Annotated in this window: 15 protein-coding genes and 2 pseudogenes; 12 read left to right on the top strand and 5 right to left on the bottom strand. The window is 72.9% G+C overall.

Annotated features, from left to right (window positions below; all coding sequences use genetic code 11):
* Positions 1-210 (top strand): annotated as a pseudogene (locus AB1460_RS30760) (LysR family transcriptional regulator); the annotation flags it as partial.
* A gap of 16 nt (positions 211-226) precedes the next feature.
* Here AB1460_RS30760 and AB1460_RS30755 read toward each other — a convergent pair.
* The gene (locus AB1460_RS30755; protein WP_368965586.1) at positions 227-670 is read right to left on the bottom strand and encodes a nitroreductase family deazaflavin-dependent oxidoreductase; all 444 of its coding nucleotides are present in this window, start codon (positions 668-670) and stop codon (positions 227-229) included.
* Positions 671-1197: 527 nt separating this feature from the next.
* Between AB1460_RS30755 and AB1460_RS30750 the strand changes: the two genes are divergently transcribed.
* A complete protein-coding gene (locus tag AB1460_RS30750; RefSeq protein ID WP_368965585.1) occupies positions 1198-2454 on the top strand; it encodes an ABC transporter substrate-binding protein in 1257 nt (418 codons plus the stop codon).
* A gap of 18 nt (positions 2455-2472) precedes the next feature.
* Here AB1460_RS30750 and AB1460_RS30745 read toward each other — a convergent pair whose 3' ends face one another.
* From AB1460_RS30745 to AB1460_RS30730, 4 genes are all read right to left on the bottom strand, one after another.
* The gene (locus AB1460_RS30745) at positions 2473-2937 is read right to left on the bottom strand and encodes an NUDIX domain-containing protein (protein ID WP_368965584.1); all 465 of its coding nucleotides are present in this window, start codon (positions 2935-2937) and stop codon (positions 2473-2475) included.
* A 37-nt stretch (positions 2938-2974) separates the two neighbouring features.
* On the bottom strand, positions 2975-5440 hold the full coding sequence (locus AB1460_RS30740; protein ID WP_368965583.1) for an alpha-amylase family glycosyl hydrolase: 2466 nt from the start codon (positions 5438-5440) through the stop codon (positions 2975-2977).
* A 14-nt stretch (positions 5441-5454) separates the two neighbouring features.
* Complete coding sequence (locus AB1460_RS30735) at positions 5455-6132, bottom strand: DUF6629 family protein (protein WP_368965582.1); 678 nt, start codon at positions 6130-6132, stop codon at positions 5455-5457.
* 150 nt (positions 6133-6282) lie between these two features.
* The gene (locus AB1460_RS30730; RefSeq protein ID WP_368965581.1) at positions 6283-7809 is read right to left on the bottom strand and encodes a Kelch repeat-containing protein; all 1527 of its coding nucleotides are present in this window, start codon (positions 7807-7809) and stop codon (positions 6283-6285) included.
* A gap of 203 nt (positions 7810-8012) precedes the next feature.
* Between AB1460_RS30730 and AB1460_RS30725 the strand changes: the two genes are divergently transcribed.
* The 10 genes and pseudogenes from AB1460_RS30725 to AB1460_RS30680 all read left to right on the top strand — a co-directional run bounded on the left by AB1460_RS30725 (position 8013) and on the right by AB1460_RS30680 (position 16445).
* Positions 8013-8438 carry a nitroreductase/quinone reductase family protein gene (locus tag AB1460_RS30725; RefSeq protein WP_368965580.1) on the top strand — a complete coding sequence of 142 codons (426 nt, stop codon included), beginning with the start codon at positions 8013-8015 and terminating at the stop codon, positions 8436-8438.
* Entirely contained in the window at positions 8438-9541 is a 1104-nt protein-coding gene (locus AB1460_RS30720) for an SDR family NAD(P)-dependent oxidoreductase (protein ID WP_368965579.1), read from the top strand. Before AB1460_RS30725 ends, AB1460_RS30720 begins: the two co-directional genes overlap by 1 nt.
* Before the next feature lie 43 nt (positions 9542-9584).
* On the top strand, positions 9585-11708 hold the full coding sequence (locus AB1460_RS30715; RefSeq protein ID WP_368965578.1) for a protein kinase domain-containing protein: 2124 nt from the start codon (positions 9585-9587) through the stop codon (positions 11706-11708).
* Positions 11709-11734: 26 nt separating this feature from the next.
* Positions 11735-12766: a CobW family GTP-binding protein gene (locus AB1460_RS30710; RefSeq protein WP_368965587.1), complete on the top strand. Its 1032-nt coding sequence runs from the start codon at positions 11735-11737 to the stop codon at positions 12764-12766.
* A gap of 271 nt (positions 12767-13037) precedes the next feature.
* Positions 13038-13493 carry a hypothetical protein gene (locus tag AB1460_RS30705; RefSeq protein WP_368965577.1) on the top strand — a complete coding sequence of 152 codons (456 nt, stop codon included), beginning with the start codon at positions 13038-13040 and terminating at the stop codon, positions 13491-13493.
* A gap of 16 nt (positions 13494-13509) precedes the next feature.
* A complete protein-coding gene (locus tag AB1460_RS30700) occupies positions 13510-14367 on the top strand; it encodes a L,D-transpeptidase (RefSeq protein WP_368965576.1) in 858 nt (285 codons plus the stop codon).
* A gap of 26 nt (positions 14368-14393) precedes the next feature.
* A pseudogene (locus AB1460_RS30695) lies at positions 14394-15275 on the top strand (HsdM family class I SAM-dependent methyltransferase); the annotation flags it as partial.
* 128 nt (positions 15276-15403) lie between these two features.
* Complete coding sequence (locus AB1460_RS30690) at positions 15404-15895, top strand: restriction endonuclease subunit S (protein WP_368965588.1); 492 nt, start codon at positions 15404-15406, stop codon at positions 15893-15895.
* An 80-nt stretch (positions 15896-15975) separates the two neighbouring features.
* Positions 15976-16116, top strand: coding sequence for a hypothetical protein (locus tag AB1460_RS30685; RefSeq protein WP_368965575.1), 141 nt, complete (start codon positions 15976-15978; stop codon positions 16114-16116).
* 113 nt (positions 16117-16229) lie between these two features.
* Positions 16230-16445: a hypothetical protein gene (locus tag AB1460_RS30680; protein WP_368965574.1), complete on the top strand. Its 216-nt coding sequence runs from the start codon at positions 16230-16232 to the stop codon at positions 16443-16445.
* Positions 16446-16724: the final 279 nt, after the last annotated feature.

The following is a 16724-nucleotide window of genomic DNA, read 5'->3' as shown; positions in this document are numbered from 1 at the left end:
GTGCTGCACGCGGCCCGGGCCGGGGTGGGGGTGGCCCTGCTCGCGGACGTCGGCCCGCCGCCGCAGGGCCTGGAGCGGCGGGCGGACCTGCCGGCGGTCGCCCCGGAGCCGATGCAGGTCCGCCTTCGCCGCGGGGCCTCGCCGCGGCTGGCGCGCCTGGTCGCCGCGGCGGTCGCCGGCACGCTCGCGGCGAGTCGGGCGCCGGGCTGACCGTCCCCGCCGGATGTCAGCTGCCGCCGGCGGGCTCCAGCACGAAGACGGGAATGACCCGGTCGGTCTTCTTCTGGTACTCGGCGTAGTCGGGCCAGGTCGCGACGGCGCGCTCCCACCAGAGAGCCTTCTCCTCGCCGGTCACCTCACGCGCGGTCATGTCCTGCCGGGTCGGGCCGTCCTGCAGCTCGACGAGCGGCTGGGCGAGGACGTTGTGGTACCAGACCGGGTGCGTCGGCGCGCCGCCCAGGGACGCCACGACCGCGTAGCGGCCGTCGTGCTCCACCCGCATCAACGGGCTCTTGCGGATCTTGCCCGACTTCGCGCCGACCGTGGTCAGGATGATCACTGGCACGCCCCGCAGCTCCGTCCCACGGGTCCCTCCGGAGCTCTCGTACTCCTCGACCTGCTTGCGCACCCACTCGCTCGGGCTCGGTTCGTATTCACCAGTCAACGACATGCAGTGAGTCAACACTGCTGGTAGGAAGCTCCTTCCCGTCCGGCGCGGGAAACCCGTGGAGTGTCTGCTTCGTACGCCACCGTGACCGTCGTGTTGCCACCGGGAAGCTTTCGGGTGATGCGCGTCGCATTACGCCCGGCCTGCGGCGGGTGCTGGCCGGGCGGTGCGGCCGTTGCGGAAGTTCCGCTGGTTGGCGTTGAGATGCCAACGCGGCGATGAGGTTTGCGAGCAATGGTGTTTCTTGTGATCTTTTAGTGAGTTCTGGGTGGGGTCGAGGGGGTCGCCCGGGTGGGTGTCGCGGTCCGGCCGGCCTGCCGGTCGGCTAGGTGAGGCCGTCCGATCGGGGGCAGTCAGGAGGTCGGTATGTTCGTTCTGCCAGCTGTTGGCGGCCCCGGTCGACAAGGCCTCGGGGCCTGCCCGGACGCGCACCTTCCTGCTCTGTCACCCGTATCTGGTGCGGGCTGGCGCGCGGGTGAGGGCAACGCTGTCCGTTTTCCTGGACGATGCGGAATCTGGAAGGTGGATCTGTGCTGGTGTTGGGGAAGAGGTTCGGTCGGCGGCAGTCGGCTGGCGCGGCGGTGGTGACGGCCGTGATGACGACCGTCATGGCCACCGCCTGCGGCTCCGGGGGGTCCACCAGCGTCGAGGCGACGGCGGACACCTGCTCGCCGGGGGTCACGGACGACCAGGTCACGGTCGGGATCCTGTACCCGGACACCGGCCTGCTCTCGCCGGAGTTCACCGGCTACCGGTTCGGTGTCGAGGCCCGCCTGAAGGCGGCGAACGCCGCGGGTGGCGTCGACGGCCGGCAGATCACGACGGTCTGGCGCGACGACAAGTTCACCCCGGCCGGTAACGTGCAGGCCGCCCGTGACCTGCTCCGCGACAACGTGTTCGCCGTCCTGGAGTACACGGCGTACTCCCAGGAGTCCGCCGGGCTGCTCCACGAGGAGGGCGTTCCCGTCCTGGGGGTCGCGGACGAGCCGATCTGGGCCGACAACAGCAACATGTTCCCGCTCGCCTACCTGCTGGACGACTCCGACGCGACGACGACACTGGGCACCTTCGTCAGTGCTCAGGGCGGTACCAGCGCGGCGGTCGTCGCCACGTCGATCACGACGTCGGCCCGGCTGTACGCCGAGGCGGCACGCAGGAGTCTGGAGGCGGCCGGCGTCCAGGTGGCGTACATGGACACCAACGCCACGACCTACAGCCCTCAGCTGGTGGACCGGATCGTCCGCAGCGGAGCGGACTCGATCATCTCGCTCACCCCCTTCGACATCTACACGGGCGCGCTGGCCAAGGCGTCGGAGGCGGGGCGCCCGTTCACCGTGGCGGTCTCGCCCATGGCCTACAACGCGAGCCTGCTCAACACCGAGACCGCCCGCGCGCTGGCCGGCACCTACGCTCCGGTGGGCTTCACCGCCATCGAGCGGAAGCTGCCCGCCCAGACCAGCTACCTGTCGGCCATGAACACCTACGCGCCGGAGATGCAGCCGGCCACCCAGCTCAGCTCGATCTACGGCTACATCGCCGCGGACATGTTCGTACGCGGTCTGGAGACGCAGGACGGGTGCCCGACGCGGGCGTCGTTCATCCAGGGCATGCGTGGGATCACCTCCTACGACGGTGCCGGTCTGCTCAACCAGAAGATCGACTTCTCGGCACCCGAGCGGGCGATGGACCCGTGCACCGACTTCGTCCGCATCTCACCCGGCGGTGACGCCTTCGAGCCGGTTGGTACCGGCCCGATCTGCGGGCAACCGCTGCGTGCGGCGGGCTGAGTCCCGGCGCGGCCAGCGTCAGCGGGCGATGGTGAGGGCCGGCCAGGCCGCGCGGAGTGCCGGCAGCAGCGGCAGCGCGAGGGCCTGGCTGGCTGACACCCAGGCCCAGTCGGCGGTCTCCCAGTTGGCCGCCGCGGGCTCGAACACGGTCTCCACGTGCAGCACGACCGTGGTGTAGGCCCAGGCCCCGTGGTCGTCGACGTACTCGTGGGCGGGCGCGAGCCCGCGGGGGACGTGCGGCGGCAGCGGCCCGAGCTCCTCCTCCGCCTCCCGCAGCGCGCCGTCGAGCGCTGACTCGCCGGGCAGGAGTGCGCCGCCGGGAAGTGCCCAGGTGCCGCCCTGGTGCGACCGTGGATGGCGCAGGACGAGCAGGTACTGCGGCTCGTCCGCGGCGTCCGCGGCGGCCGCGCGCAGCAGCACACCCGCCGCGCCGAGCGCGCCCCAGTGCTGGCAGCCGCGGGAGCAGAAGACGAAGCGTTCCATCTGCCCAGCTTCCCCCGGCCGGCCCGCGCGGGGGCCCTCATCGGCGGGAGCCGCCCCGGCCGCCCCGGCCGCCCCGGCCGCGCGGGCCGAACCAGCCGAGAAGGCCGCGCCGCTCGCGCCGGTGGAACACCTGGACGGCGAGGGTGGGCAGGTCGAGCCGGACGGTGTCCCCGCGGGGTGACAGCGCCCGCCCGCCCGTGCCGGCGGCCCGCCCCCCGAACGGCGCGGCGTCGGTGGTCAGCACCGGGCGCCAGCGCGGGCCGGACAGTGCCGGATGGGACAGGGTGAACCCCGGGGCCGGCTCGTCCCGCAGGCTCGCCACCACCAGGAACTCCTCGTTCCCGGCCCAGCGCCGGAACGCCAGGACCCGGGCCGCGTCGTCGGTGCCGACGATCTCCACGTCCCGGGAGCGCAGCGCCGGTTGGCCGAGCCGCAGCGTGACCAGGGCCTGGTAGCAGGCGAACAGCCCGGCACCGGGGCCGGCCCGCAGCCCGGCGAGATCCTCCTTGGCCTCGGCGAACCGGTCATGCAGGTAGGGCTTGGCCGCGCCCAGCTCGTCGCCCATCAGGAACATCGGGGTTCCGGGGGAGAGCAGGGCCAGCGCGGCGACGCAGCGCAGGCGGGCGTACGCGTACCAAGCGGTCTCGCCGTGCAGGGGAGCGTGGTCGACGGCGACGAGGATGTTGCGGGCCGACTGCTCGGCGTTCCCTGCCTCGTCGTGGCTCTCCGTGTAGACCACTGTGTGGTCTGCCGCCGCGGTGAGTGCGGTGGCGAACTGGCCCATCGCCAGCGGGCCACCCTGGCCGCGGCCGGCGGTGTGCAACAGCCGGGCGTGGCCGTGCCCGTTCCTGCCGTCGCCGATCAGGTGATGGTAGAAGCCGGCGTACCAGCGGGCGTCGAAGCCGAGCCCGCCGGCCTCGGCGGGCCTGGTCACCTCCGCCCAGCCGGAGTGGTCCTCGGCGACCAGCATCACCCGCGGGTCGATGATGCGCAGCGTCTGGCACAGCTCGCGCAGGAACTTGCGGCCGGCGATGTTCGCCGCGGGAACGGCGGTGCCGTCCGCATGCAGGCTGTTGTAGGCGTGGATCGAGGTGGTCTGGTCCACCCGCAGCCCGTCGATGTGGAAGTCGTCGAGCAGTGCCGCCGCGCTCGCGATGAACAGCGCCCGGACGTTCTCGTCGTGGTAGCGCGGCGCCCAGCCCGAGGAGATGTTGTCCAGATAGCCACCGTCCGGGTGCGGATGGTCGGCTTCGGTGCCCTCGTACCAGTAGTAGATGTTGCGGCTCGGCGCCACGCTGTCGACCTGCCAGGCGCTGCGCTGCGCGTTCGGGCTGTAGTGGTTGTAGACGACGTCCATCAGGACGGCGATGCCGCGCTGGTGGCAGGCCCGGACGAAGCCGCGCAGGGCCTCGCGCCCCCCGGCGCTCTGCTTGACGGCCAGCAGGTGCGAGCTGCCGTAGCCCCAGGACCGCGTCCCGCTGAACTCCGCCATCGGGAGCAGTTCGACGGCGTTGACGCCCAGCTCGGTGAGGTGGTCCAGGAATGCCAGCGCGTCGGCGAAGGTGCCGGCGCCGGTGTGCCCGAAGCCGAGTGCGCCCACGTGCAGCTCGTAGATGACCAGGTCCTCCACCCGGTCCGGGACAGGCCGGGCCGGGTCGAACTCGTCCGCCCAGAACCGCGCGTCCTCGCGGGTGTCGACGACGACCGAGCAGCTCACGGCCCCGTCGAGGTCCGCTGCCAGCCCGCCGTAGCGGGCACCGCACGGGTCGACATCGCCGGTGCCGCGCTGGCGCAGCGAGTACATGTCGGACCGCCAGGCCACCGACCCGTCGTCACGCACGACCCGGTAGGCGTAGCAGCGTCCGACCCAGTCGGCGAAGCCGGGCGCGGCGGCCTCCCACCAGCCGTCCGGCAGCCGGCGCATCGGCAGCCGGGTGAGGAGCTCGTCCTCGCCGTGGCCGTCGTCGGCGATGTAGCCGCCCGGCCCGGCGAAGGCCACCTCCACGGAGCGGGCATGCGGCGCCCACATCCGGAAGCGGATCCGTTCCTCGGCACCGGGCCCCTGGACGACGCGGCGCGCCCCGTTGTGCCGGTGGCTCGCCAGCCGGAACTCGGCCCGCGCCACCGGCCCGCCGTCCGGCGCGATCATGATCTGGCGGACCTGGGCGGTAGCCTGCGGGTCCGCGACCTCGGCGGGGATGCCCCACACCCGCGAGCCGTCGGGACGGTGCAGCGACACACCCCAGTCGGCCGTCCACGCGGTGGCGGCGTCGAGGGTGACGGAGGCACGGAAGGCGGCGCAGCCGTCCTGGGCGGTGAAGCGCTCCATCGGGGTGGACGACCAGTCGACGGCGGGGCGGCCGGCCTGGTCCCAGCTGCCGACCAGCACCGCCTCGGCCGCGATCGGCCGCCCGGTGCCCGTCAGGTAGACGAAGTCGACGCGGACGGTGCCCGGTGTGTGGGAGGCCGACGCGTACGGGTCGGTACCGTGCTCTGTCGTCATCTTTGTCCAGGATGTCACCCGTCTGCGAGGTTGGGACGCGCGGGAGCGCCGGCCCGGGCACGCAGGTGCCAGGCGACCGACACGCTGGCCGCCGCGGCCCACAGGCACCACAGCGAGATCACGGCGGCGGTCGACACCCAGGCCAGGGCGGCGACCGCGACGAGGTTCACCGCGCCGAACCGGAGCAGGAACGGCTGGCTGGAGAGCAGGAGCACCCCGCAGGTGCTCACCAGGTACAGCGCGATCGGCACGGTGCCCGCCTCCAGGTCCACCGTGTAGGCGATGTGATGCCCGTCGGCGCGGGCCCGCACCGGCCCGGTCACCAGCGTGGCCGCCAGCCAGACGGCGCACACCACGCCCGCGGCCAGCATCGCCGCTCCGGCCCGCCGCCGGGCCGGGGAGCGCTCCAGCGCCAGCATCACCACCGGTACGTACACCGGGAGGATCACGAGGGCGAAGGCCAGGTAGACCGCGGTGGCGGCGGACTCGGCCGCCGCGCTGGCCCCCCGATCAACGAAGTCCCCGCGCACCCCCCACCAGACGAACGCCTCGGTCAGCGAGTGCGCCGCGAACAGGACCGGGAGCGCCGCGAGCGGCAGGGAGGCGCGGTCGCGGGCGTGGCGCAGCGCGTCGACTCCCACCGCGCCGATCGCGACGGCCGCCACGACATCCACCTCGGGTGCGAAGCACATCGTCCCTCCGGGCAGCAGCATCAGGCGGCGGCGGCGGGGCGGCGGGCGGCATGCGTGTCGGCGCCGTTCCCTGTGGACATCCACAGGGAACGACGCCGACAGACGATCTTATTTCATGTGATGTTCACTCTGGTCGGCCGTTCTGGTCGGTCACTCGCTCAGCGACGCGGTGGTGTCCAGCGGTGCGCCGGAGTCGGAGGAGCCTCCGGTCACGTAGACGTGGCCATCGCCACCGGTGGCGGCACCGTGACCGGTCCGGGTCGCCAGCGCGCTGCTCGGGCCGGCGGACCACCTGTCATCGTCCGGAGCGAACACCTGGGTGTTGCCGACGGCGTCCCCGTCGCCGTCCTGACCGCCGACGATGTAGACACGACCGTCAGGGCCGGTCGCACCGGCGGCGTCGGCGACACCGGTCGGCAGGCTGGCGACCTCCGCCCAGGAGCCGCCGCCCGACCCACCGGAACCCGGAGTGAAGGCGTAGGCGTCGGACGAGGCCTTCTTGCTGGAGCCGTTGCCGCCCTCGATGCCGCCCGCTGCGAGGATCCGCCCGTCCGGCAGGCCGGCCAGGACGGGAGCGGCGTTCGCCGACGGAGGCGCGGCGGCCGTCGACCAGTCCCGGCTGTCGGGGTCGTAGATCGCCAGCGTGCTGGCGTCCAGCACGTAGATCTTCCCGTCGGTGCCGCGGGTGGCGCTGGGGTCGGCCATCGGCTTCGGCAGTGACGGAGCGGTCGTCCAGTCGCCGGTCGACGGCGTGTAGACCTCGACGGTGTCCGTCGCGCCGCCACCGTTTCCGCCGTTACCGGCGGTACGGCCACCGATGGCGTAGATCCGGCCGTCGGGATCGGTCGCGGCGGCCAGATGGCTGCGCGCCGTCGGCAGGTCCGGTGCGTCCGACCAGGTGCCGGCCTTCGGGTCGAAGACCTGGACGGTGCTCACCGGCGCGCCCGCGCCGCCGTTCGGGCTCGCCGACGCGGAGCTGGTCGGGCTGGCGGAGCTGGTGGGACTGGGGGAGCCGGTGGGGCTGGTGGTGCTGGTGGGGCTGGTGGTGCTGGTGGGGGACGTCCCGCCCGGCAGGCCGCCGTTGTTGTACGCGGCCGGCGTCAGGCGCACCCCGGGGGTTTCGTCCGGGCTGGCGGAGCCGGTGGGCGTCATGGGAGTGGCGGTCGGGGTATAGGTGCCCGTGGGAGTCGCGGTGGCGGAGGTCGCGGTCGGGCTCACCGACGGCGTGGCCGACGGTGTCGGCGTCGTGCCGGCGCCGCCACCCGCGCCGCCACCCGCGCCGCCGGTCTCGCCGCCGAGGGCGAAGATGCGGCCGTCGCAGGCGGTGGTCGTTGCCAGGTGCGTGCGTGCCTCCGGGAGATCGGCGACAGCCTCCCAGCTGCGCAGCGGCCCGGGGATGTCCGGAAGCGTGGGGCACTTGCCGGCCGCGCCGCCAGGAGTGCTGCCGGCGGCCCCACCGGGCGCGGGGGTTCCCGACTGCGTCGGGCTGCCGGTCGGGCTGGTGGTCGGGCTGGTGGTCGGCGATGCCGTCGGAGTCGCCGTCTGGGTGGGTGTGGCGCCTGGCGCGGCGTCCGCGCCCGGGGCGAGCAGCGCTGGCGTCGCCAGGGCTGCTGTCAGTGTGGCGGTCAGCACGAACGCGCGTGAGGCACAGCGCTGGGACGTTCGTGACCAGCTCATGGGTTTCCCCCTCCGAGGCCCCGAGCGGGACCGGACCGTTGGGTGGACGTTGTCGCGATGACACTCGTGACAGGCACGCACGGTCTTCCCGGTACTCCGGAGAGTAGTCACGCCTGGGCGTGACTTCGGTGGGTCACCCGAGGCGGGTGCCAGCGACGGCCAGGCGACAATCGGTGCTCCCACCTGCGCCGTAGGCTCCAGGCATGGTGAGCGAGCGCGGGTTCAAGGCCCTCAACGCGACGCACAGACTCCTGACGAAGGCGACCCGCGGCCGGCTTGGCTGGCGCGCCGGCGGCATGCCCGTCCTGGAACTCACGACGACCGGGCGCCGCAGCGGCAACCGGCACACGATCATGCTCACCTCGCCGTTGCGGGATGGCGAAGCGATCGTTCTCGTCGCGTCGCGCGCCGGTGATGACCGGCACCCTGACTGGTACCACAACGTCTGCGCCCATCCGGACGTCGACGTCCGGCTTCGGGGTGGTGCGTGGCAGCCGATGCACGCCCGGGTCGCCACGCCGGCGGAGCGGGAGCGGCTGTGGCCGCGGGTGGCCGACACCCGCTGGTACGAGAACTATCAGGCCAGGTCAAAGCGGGTGATCCCGCTGGTCCTGGTCGAGCCGCGCTGATGCGCGCCCAGGCCGGCTGGGGGCTCGCCGACGTGCCGGACCAGCGGGGGCGCACCGCCGTCATCACCGGCGGGAACTCCGGCCTCGGCTACGAGACGGCGGCGGTCCTCGCCGAGCGCGGCGCGACGGTCGTGTTGGCCTGCCGTGACCTGACGAAGGCCGAACAGGCAGCCGCACGGATCAGGAAGGACACGCCGGACGCTGACGTTCGGATCGAGGAGCTGGACCTCCTCTCACCGGCGTCGGTGCAGGCCGCGTCCGGGCGGCTCCGTGCGGCCCACCCCCGCCTCGACCTGCTGATCAACAACGCCGGACTGATGAGGCCGTCGCGGGATCTCTCCGCCGCTGCCGCTGTCGCCGCCGGCATCGAGCCGACGTTCTCCGTCAACCACCTGGGGCATTTCGCGCTGACCGGTCTCCTGCTGGACCGGCTGCTGGCCAGCCCGGGGTCCCGGATCGTCACGGTGAGCAGCCTGGTCCACCTCGTCGGCCGGGCCGACCTGGAGGGGCTGGCCCGCCTGCCGGCTCCGCGGGTCTCCCCGGAGGCGCCCCGGTCCGCGGGGCCGGGTGGCCGGCTCCCGTCGCGGCCGCGGCTGCACTATCCGTGGTCGAAGCTGGCCAATCTCATGTTCACCTTCGAGCTGCACCGCCGGCTGGCCGCCGCCGGTGCCCCGACCCTCGCGGTGGCGGCCCACCCCGGCATCGCTCGGACGGACCTCACCCGCAACCTCACCCCGCCGGCCCGCGTGTTCCTCGGCGTCCGCGCCGCGCCGGTGATGTCGTGGCTGATCCAGAGTCCGCAGATGGGGGCGCTGGCCACGCTTCGCGCCGCCACCGACACCGCGGCCTGCGGCGGGGACTACTACGGCCCGTCCGGCTGGTTCGGGAGCACCGGTCTGCCCGCCGCCGCGCGGACCAGCTCCCGGGCCCGCGACGCCGAGCAGCAGCGCCGACTGTGGCGCGAGTCCGAGCGCCTCAGCGGTGTGACCTACGACTTCGGCGTCGGCCCGGCCGGAGCCCGGGCTCCGGCGCCGGTCACGGCCCCCGGCGAGAATCCGGCCCGCCGAGCCCGGCGCCGGGCCGGCATACTGGGAAATGGCTGATCGCAGCGGACTCTGACCACGGCGGACAAGGTGGGGAGCGTTGATGGCGGACGTCCCCGCACAGGTGGCGCCGCTGGAGGATGCCGACCCGGCCCGGATCGGCGGGTACGAGCTCGTGGGCCGGCTCGGCGCAGGCGGGATGGGCACGGTCTACCTCGGCCGCGGCGGCGACGGGCGCCTGGTCGCGGTGAAGGCCATCCGGCGGGAGTTCGCCCGGGATCCGGAGTTTCGTGCCCGGTTCCTGCGCGAGGCGCAGGCGGCGCGACGGGTCGCCCGGTTCTGCACCGCCGAGGTGCTCGACGTCGACACCGACGGGGCCGAGCCCTACCTGGTCACCGAGTTCATCGACGGACCCACCCTGGCCGACCACGTCCGCCGCGGCGGCCCGCTGCCCCCGCCCGAGCTGGAGCGGCTGGCGGTGGCGGTGGCGAGCGCACTGACCGCGGTCCACAGCGCGAACCTGATCCACCGGGACCTCAAACCGGGCAACATCCTGCTGTCCTCGTCCGGGGCCCGGGTCATCGACTTCGGGATCGCCCGGGCGCTGGAGACGGCGTCCCTGCACACCCGCGAGGGCGGCATCCTGGGCACCCCGGCGTTCATGTGCCCCGAGCAGGCCCTGGGGCGTCCGCTGACGCCCGCCGCCGACATCTACGCCTGGGGTGGGGTGATCCTTTTCGCCGCGACCGGGCGGATGCCGTACGGAGATGCCGCCACGCCGGTGATCCTGTTCCGGGTCGTCTACGAGGAGCCTGACCTCACCGGCCTCGACCCGGCACTGCTCCCGCTCGTCCGGCAGGCGATGAGCAAGGACCCGGCGGCCCGTCCCACCGCGGCGGCTCTCCTGCTGCGCCTGGCCGAAGGCGGCCACCGCGTCGTCCCGCCGCCCTCACTCCCGCCGCCCCCACTCACCCCGTCACTCCCGCCGTCGGCAACGGGCACCACCTGGACGCCGGCAGCCGCGGGCAGTACCACGGCACCGGCATGGTGGTCGCGGCGCCCGGTCGTCGCCCTGCTGGTCACGCTGGGCTCGCTGGCGCTGCTGGCCGCCGCCGTCACCACGACGCTGCTGCTGGATCCGTTCGGCCGGCGTGAAGGCGGCCCGCCCGCCGGCGGCGGGGGTGGCGGGCCGGTCACGGCCGGACCCGGCGGCCCCACGGCCGACCCGGGCCGCGGGCCCGCCGAGGCGGTCACCCTCGCCGACTACCGGGAACAGGACGCCGACGAGATCGCCACCAGGCTGGAACGCGCCGGGCTGACGGTGCAGCGGGTTCCCCGGGCGAGCGGCGTGGGCCAGCGGGGCCGGGTGCTGGGCACCGAACCAGCCGCGGGCACCAGGGTCGAGCGGGGCGGCACCGTCCTGCTGCAGGTCGGCGACGGTTCGCTGGCAGAGGCACGTGGCTGGCGGGTGTTCAAACGGTACGACGGCGGCCCGATCAACAACAGCCCGATCTTCGTGGTGGACCCCGGCGGCGCCGAGCGGCAGATCGGCACGGGCGACAGCCCGGCACTGTCACCGGACGCCGGCCGGGTCGCCTACTCCGGCGTCGACGGCGAGATCATCAGCGTCCGGCCGGACGGCTCCGACCCCCGGCAGATCACCGACGAACCGGACGGCTCGTCCGACAGCCCGGTGTTCTCCCCGGACGGCCGCACCCTCGCCTACACCCGTAACACCGGCGGGGTCTTCACGGTCAACGCCGACGGCTCCGGCCGCCGCCTGCTGGCGGACCTCACGGATGCGTACGACCTGTCCTGGTCCCAGCCCGACACGATCGTGCTGCGCCGCGGCGGCGACCAGGCGCTGTACACCCTGTCGGTCGGTGGCGGTGTCGTCCGGAAGCTGACGGGATCGCCGGTGCCCGGTGCCGGCCCGGTCGAACCGGCCTGGTCTCCCGACGGGAGCATGATCGCCTTCGGCCTGTCGAGCGGTGGCATCTACCTGGTGAAACCGGACGGCAGCGGGCTGCGGCAGGTCGCCGGCCCCGGATCCTGGCATCCCACCTGGTCGCCGCAGGGCGCTCTCGTCTACGTCCGGGACGCCGGACACGGCGACTTCTTCGCGGCGTCCGGACCGGTCTGGGTGATGAACCCGGACCGCACGGGCGAACGCGAACTCGACCAACGACCTGCCAGCGGGCCCGTCCACTGGGCCACCAGTCCGTGACGACGAGGAAGGCGGGGATGGCGGGGATGGCGGTGCGGGTTCCGGTGATCGCGCTTACCGGGTACCTGGGCGCGGGCAAGACGACGGTGCTCAACCGGCTGCTCCAGGCGCCCGGAGCACGCCTCGGGGTGGTCATCAACGATTTCGGGGCGATCAACGTCGACGCCCTGCTGGTCAGCGGCCAGGTGGACGAGCCGGCCTCGATCGCGGGTGGCTGCCTGTGCTGTCTGACGGACACGGACGGCCTGGACGCGGCGCTGGAGAAACTGACCCACCCGCGGCTGCGGCTGGACGCGGTGATCGTGGAGGCCAGCGGCGTGGCCGACCCGCCTGCGCTGGCCCGACTCATCGGCTACAGCGGTGTGAGCCGGGTGCGTCCCGGTGGTCTCGTCGACGTGGTCGACGCCGCCACCTACTTCGAGACGGTCGACACCGGCGGCCTGCCGCCTGCCCGGTTCGCCTCCGCCTCGCTCGTTGTGATCAACAAGACCGATCGGCTGCCGGCGGCGGATCGCGCCACCACGGTCGCGCGGATCACCGCCCGGGTGCGCGAGAGCAACCCGCACGTGCACGTGCTCGACACCGCGCACGGCCGCGTCGACCCGCAGCTCGTCTTCGACGCCGCCAACCCGCACGACCCGGTCGACGAGCTGCCGCTCGCCGCGCTGGCCCGCGACGACCACGACCACGGGCCACATCCACGCGTCGACGCCGTGACGGTGCCGGCCACCGGCCCGGTCGATCCCGGCCGGCTCGCAGACCTGATCGAGGACCCGCCCGCGGACGTCTACCGGCTCAAGGGCGCCGTGACGGTGAACACCGGGCGGAGCCTGCGCGGCCACGTGGTCAACATCGTCGGGCGGCAGGTCCACGTCACGGCCGCGACCGTGCGGCCCGGCGCCGCGGCGGCCGGTTCCGAGGGCCTGGTCGCGATCGGCGTGCGTCTCGACCAGGCCGCTGTCCGCGCCCGCCTCGAGGCGGCCCTGCATCCCTGCGCCGACCGCCCGGCAGCGGAGGGTGTCCGCCGCCTCGCCCGGCACCGACGCCTGAGCGCCTGAGCACCGGACCAGGCCGGCCGCCTGCATCGCGACGTAGATGACGACGGCGACGGTGGCGGCGGACCGGGCCGCGGTGACACGGTGTCGGCGGCGTGGGAGCTCTGCCCGCGGTCGGGACCAGCCCGATCGGTGGCGAACTGGTCGGTGTGACCGACTGTTCGGCGAGTCGTCACCCTAAGTGTTCTCTGTGGCCTGATAATGCCCGTCCCGGGACTTCTTCGAAGGACGTCCCGGCGCGGGTGCGCCACCAGCGGATCTTAAGGAGCACTGGATGAGCGGGACATCGGCGCGGGGCCGTCGACCGCGGTCCTCGGTACTCACCATCGCCGTGGCGGCAGCGGCACTGCTGTCGATCGGCGGGCTGGCCGCCTGTTCCTCTGACGACTCGCCGTCGAGCCCACCACCCGCCCCGAAGGCGGCAGGTCCGGCCGGCCTCCCCGGCTACGACTCTGAGAAGGGCGCGCGCACCGAGGCCATCGCCGGCGACTGTGACCGCAGCCACGACGGCGAGTGGCTGTTCGACGGCACCGTGAACAACCGGGGCAAGGAACCGCGGGCCTACTCGATCGTCATCGACCTCGTCACCGACGAGGGCAGCGCGGTCATCGACACCACGATCGCCAGGGTGTCGGGTGCCCGGCCCGGCTCGTCCGCCGACTGGTCGGTCGCCGGTGCGCAGGGCCGGGACGACCTGCGCTGCGTCATCCGCAACGTGCAGTTCGACTGAATCCGGCAGACCAGCCGTGCATGACGCTGGCCCCGGCCCCGCACGGCCTTCCGGCCCCGCCGAGCCCCCCGTCGCCGCGGGGCCGTCCGGCCCGGCGCTGACCCGTCGGGCGGTCGTGCTCGGCGGCGCGGCCGCGGTGACGCTGGGATCCGGCGTGGCCGCGCTCGTCCTCGCCGTGACCCGGGACGGGGTGGACGGCCCCGCGTCACCGCGCGGCGGCGCAGCCACCTCCACCGGCCGGCCCGGCCGTGCGACCGGCGGCGCAGCGCTGACCCCGATCGCGCGGCTGCGCGGGGACAGCGCCGCGTTCGACACCCCTGGCGGGCCGCGCCGCGGAACGGTGTCCGGCCGCTGGCGTGGCGCCCCGTCCGCGCTGCCGGTGCTGGAGAGCCAGCCCGGCTGGCTGCGGGTGCGGCTGGCGCAGCGGCCGAACGAGTCGGCGGCCTGGATCCGCTCCACCGGCGCCGCTCTCGTCACCAGCTCGCACCGCATCGAGATCGACCTCAGGGAGCGTCGCCTGCGGCTCTACGACCGCGAGGTACAGCTGCTCGACGCGCCAGCCGGCATCGGGGTCGACGACCATCCCACCCCGGCCGGCGAGTACTTCGTCGCGTTCTTCGCCCCGCCATCCGACCCCGGCTACGGCGACTTCGTCATGGTCACCTCGGCCCACTCGACCACGACCACCGACTGGGACTCGTCCGGCGACGCGGTCGTCGCCATCCACGGCCCGCTCGGCAGCGAGGCGGCGATCGGCCGGGACGGTGCCCAGGTGTCCCACGGCTGCGTCCGCCTGCAGCGCGCCGACCTTGCCCGCCTGCGTGACGTCCCGGCCGGATCCCCCATCACGATCCGCTCCGGATCAACCATCTGACCAACTGCCAGGTCCTGAACCGCATCATGCCTGTACCGGATGGCAGTCTTCCCACCAGCCCACCAGCGACGGGTCGCGTCGCGGAGGAGATACTCACGCTCGCCGCGGCCGTTTCCGGCGGCTGGGCCGTGACCTTCACTCCTCGGTCTGTGGTGCGGATGGCGGTGCGCCTGACCGACCCGGCCGGAGGCGATCGGGTCCACGACCCCTTCTGTCGCGCCGGCGAGTTCCTGGTGGGCGCCGCAGACTACGTCGGGTCAAAGAGCGCGGGTGCCGCGAAGCCCGCCGTCAGCGGCCAGGAGGCATCCCCCGTCCTGGGATGGCTTGCCGCCATGAACCTGCTCCTGCACGGAATTACCGCGGACAGAGTGGTGGCCGACCGAGCTCTCTCCTGCATGGGGCAGCCTGACACGCCTAGTGACGTGATCCTGCTCAACCCGCCGTTCAATCTCCGAAACTGGCGCGACGAAGGAGACGGAGAACGGTAATGGAAATATGACCGGCCGCCCGACCACAACGCGAACTACGCCTGGCTACAGCTCGCGTTGGCGTCCCTGTCCGAAAATGGGCGGGCCGCAGTGCTGATGCCTGCAGGCGCCGGCTCGTCATCGAATCGCAGCGAAGCTGCCATCAGGGCGGCCATGATCGATGACGGTGTTGTCGACGCGGTGGCGGAGCTGCCTCGCAGGCTCTTCGCTCACGCGCCGGTGCAGGCGGCGATCTGGATATTGCGGCGCCCGAGTCGGAACCGCGACGATGTTCTCCTTGTCGATACCCAACAGGCCGGGACAATGATGGGGCGGAACCGCCTGGAACTCGGGGAACAGGACATCGATCTTGTCGTCGAGGCGTACCGAAATCGGTCGGTGGTGTCGACCGGGACCGTGCTGTCCAAGGTCGTTTCCAGGCGCCGCCTCAGCGAGGAAGGGCATGCGCTCACCGTGGGCCGGTACCTCGCGGCCGCGACCGCGACTACGCCCATCGGCCAGGGCAGCCTCAGGTCGGGCTCGAGCGTCTCCGCGGTGACCTGGAAGGCATGCGGATCCTGCTCGGCGAGGTGGTCGAGGCCCACGACGTCGCACTGCGCCAGCTGGACGAAGCAGGCGATCCACGCCACGCGTCTACGGACGGATGGCGGCAGCTGCGGCTCGCAGACGTCTGCGATGTCCTCGCAGGCTTTTCCGGTTCCATCATGACTGCACGCCGACTGCCCGCCGGCGTGCCAGTCGTCACACCGGGTTGTCTGGTGGACAACCGGATCTCGGCCGGCTACGCCAGCTTTGTCGCGCCGACTGTTGCGGTAAATCTGTCTCAGTATCGACTGAAGTCAGATGACATCGTGTGCGTGCGCACCGGCCAGCTTGGCCGGCAGGCTCTCGTCACCGAGGAGCAGGACGGCTGGCTGATCGGCACGTCCTGCCTATGTCTGCGTCCGGGCGACTCGGTCGACTCCCGTTATCTCCTCTACTATCTGAACCTCCACAGACGCGCGACTGGATGCTCGGCCAATCCTCCGGCTCGGTGGTGAAGAACCTGAGGGCGGCGACAGTGCGTTCTCTCCCGCTCCTTCTCCCGGATAACCGTGAGCAGCGGCGGATTGGCGCGTCGGTGAGCGCGCTGGAGGAGCTCGCGGCGACACACGACCGGATCCGTCGCGCCGGTCTCGCCCTCCGCGGCACGCTTCTTCCTCTTTTTCTCCGCGATCCGGTCGGACCAGACGAGGACGGTGCGGCAGAGCCGACGCTCTGACGATGGGATCCATATGCCCCGGGGACACGGACCGAGATGAATCGCCATTCCCGCTGGGGCCGAGGCCTCCGAACCCCCGCGAGGACCCACTCGGCACGACAGGGATCATCAGTATGCCCGGGTGGGCAGGACATCCGGTCCGTCGCCGCCCTGGGGATCCAGGGCGGCGGGAGCGGGCCCTGATCGCGCGCGAGGACATCGTCACGATCCACCGCCGGCTTGCCGCTGACCAGCCCAGGGATCACCTCGACGGCCACGCCATGGGACGGCGCGCGGAGGCGAAAGCCATCGACGACGAACGAGACCACATCACCTGCCAACAGCACTGATCACCGGTAGGACGGGTGAACCTCGACCAGCCACCCCACACGCCGAGCCACCCCACCAGCGGAGATCAGAATGACGCCCGCAACGGCCGAGAGGCACCCGGCGAGGGGCGGATGCCCCGGTCAGCCCGTGGTGTAGGAGCGACTCTTGACCAGGCTCGGCCCCCGGCAGATATGACGGCCTGGGGGAAGCCGCCCCTCGGGGGCGGCGAACACACGCAGCCGGCGACGGACCGGATGTCCTGTCCGCCCGGGCACTCTGCATGATCCCGGGTTGCCGCG

It is taken from the genome of Parafrankia sp. FMc2 (genome assembly GCF_041008525.1).
Lineage (GTDB): Bacteria > Actinomycetota > Actinomycetes > Frankiales > Frankiaceae > Parafrankia.
Note: the sequence above shows the minus strand (reverse complement) of the source record. Positions and strands in the feature narration are given on the sequence as shown.

What these genes read in the sequence shown, in the direction of transcription:
- AB1460_RS30755 (WP_368965586.1), bottom strand. Translation starts at nt 670, where the DNA reads ATGTCGTTGACTGGTGAATACGAACCGAGCCCGAGCGAGTGGGTGCGC.
- AB1460_RS30745 (WP_368965584.1), bottom strand. Translation starts at nt 2,937, where the DNA reads ATGGAACGCTTCGTCTTCTGCTCCCGCGGCTGCCAGCACTGGGGCGCG.
- AB1460_RS30740 (WP_368965583.1), bottom strand. Translation starts at nt 5,440, where the DNA reads ATGACGACAGAGCACGGTACCGACCCGTACGCGTCGGCCTCCCACACA.
- AB1460_RS30735 (WP_368965582.1), bottom strand. Translation starts at nt 6,132, where the DNA reads ATGTGCTTCGCACCCGAGGTGGATGTCGTGGCGGCCGTCGCGATCGGC.
- AB1460_RS30730 (WP_368965581.1), bottom strand. Translation starts at nt 7,809, where the DNA reads ATGAGCTGGTCACGAACGTCCCAGCGCTGTGCCTCACGCGCGTTCGTG.
- AB1460_RS30725 (WP_368965580.1), top strand. Translation starts at nt 8,013, where the DNA reads ATGGTGAGCGAGCGCGGGTTCAAGGCCCTCAACGCGACGCACAGACTC.
- AB1460_RS30720 (WP_368965579.1), top strand. Translation starts at nt 8,438, where the DNA reads ATGCGCGCCCAGGCCGGCTGGGGGCTCGCCGACGTGCCGGACCAGCGG.
- AB1460_RS30715 (WP_368965578.1), top strand. Translation starts at nt 9,585, where the DNA reads ATGGCGGACGTCCCCGCACAGGTGGCGCCGCTGGAGGATGCCGACCCG.
- AB1460_RS30710 (WP_368965587.1), top strand. Translation starts at nt 11,735, where the DNA reads ATGGCGGTGCGGGTTCCGGTGATCGCGCTTACCGGGTACCTGGGCGCG.
- AB1460_RS30705 (WP_368965577.1), top strand. Translation starts at nt 13,038, where the DNA reads ATGAGCGGGACATCGGCGCGGGGCCGTCGACCGCGGTCCTCGGTACTC.
- AB1460_RS30690 (WP_368965588.1), top strand. Translation starts at nt 15,404, where the DNA reads ATGCGGATCCTGCTCGGCGAGGTGGTCGAGGCCCACGACGTCGCACTG.
- AB1460_RS30680 (WP_368965574.1), top strand. Translation starts at nt 16,230, where the DNA reads ATGCCCGGGTGGGCAGGACATCCGGTCCGTCGCCGCCCTGGGGATCCA.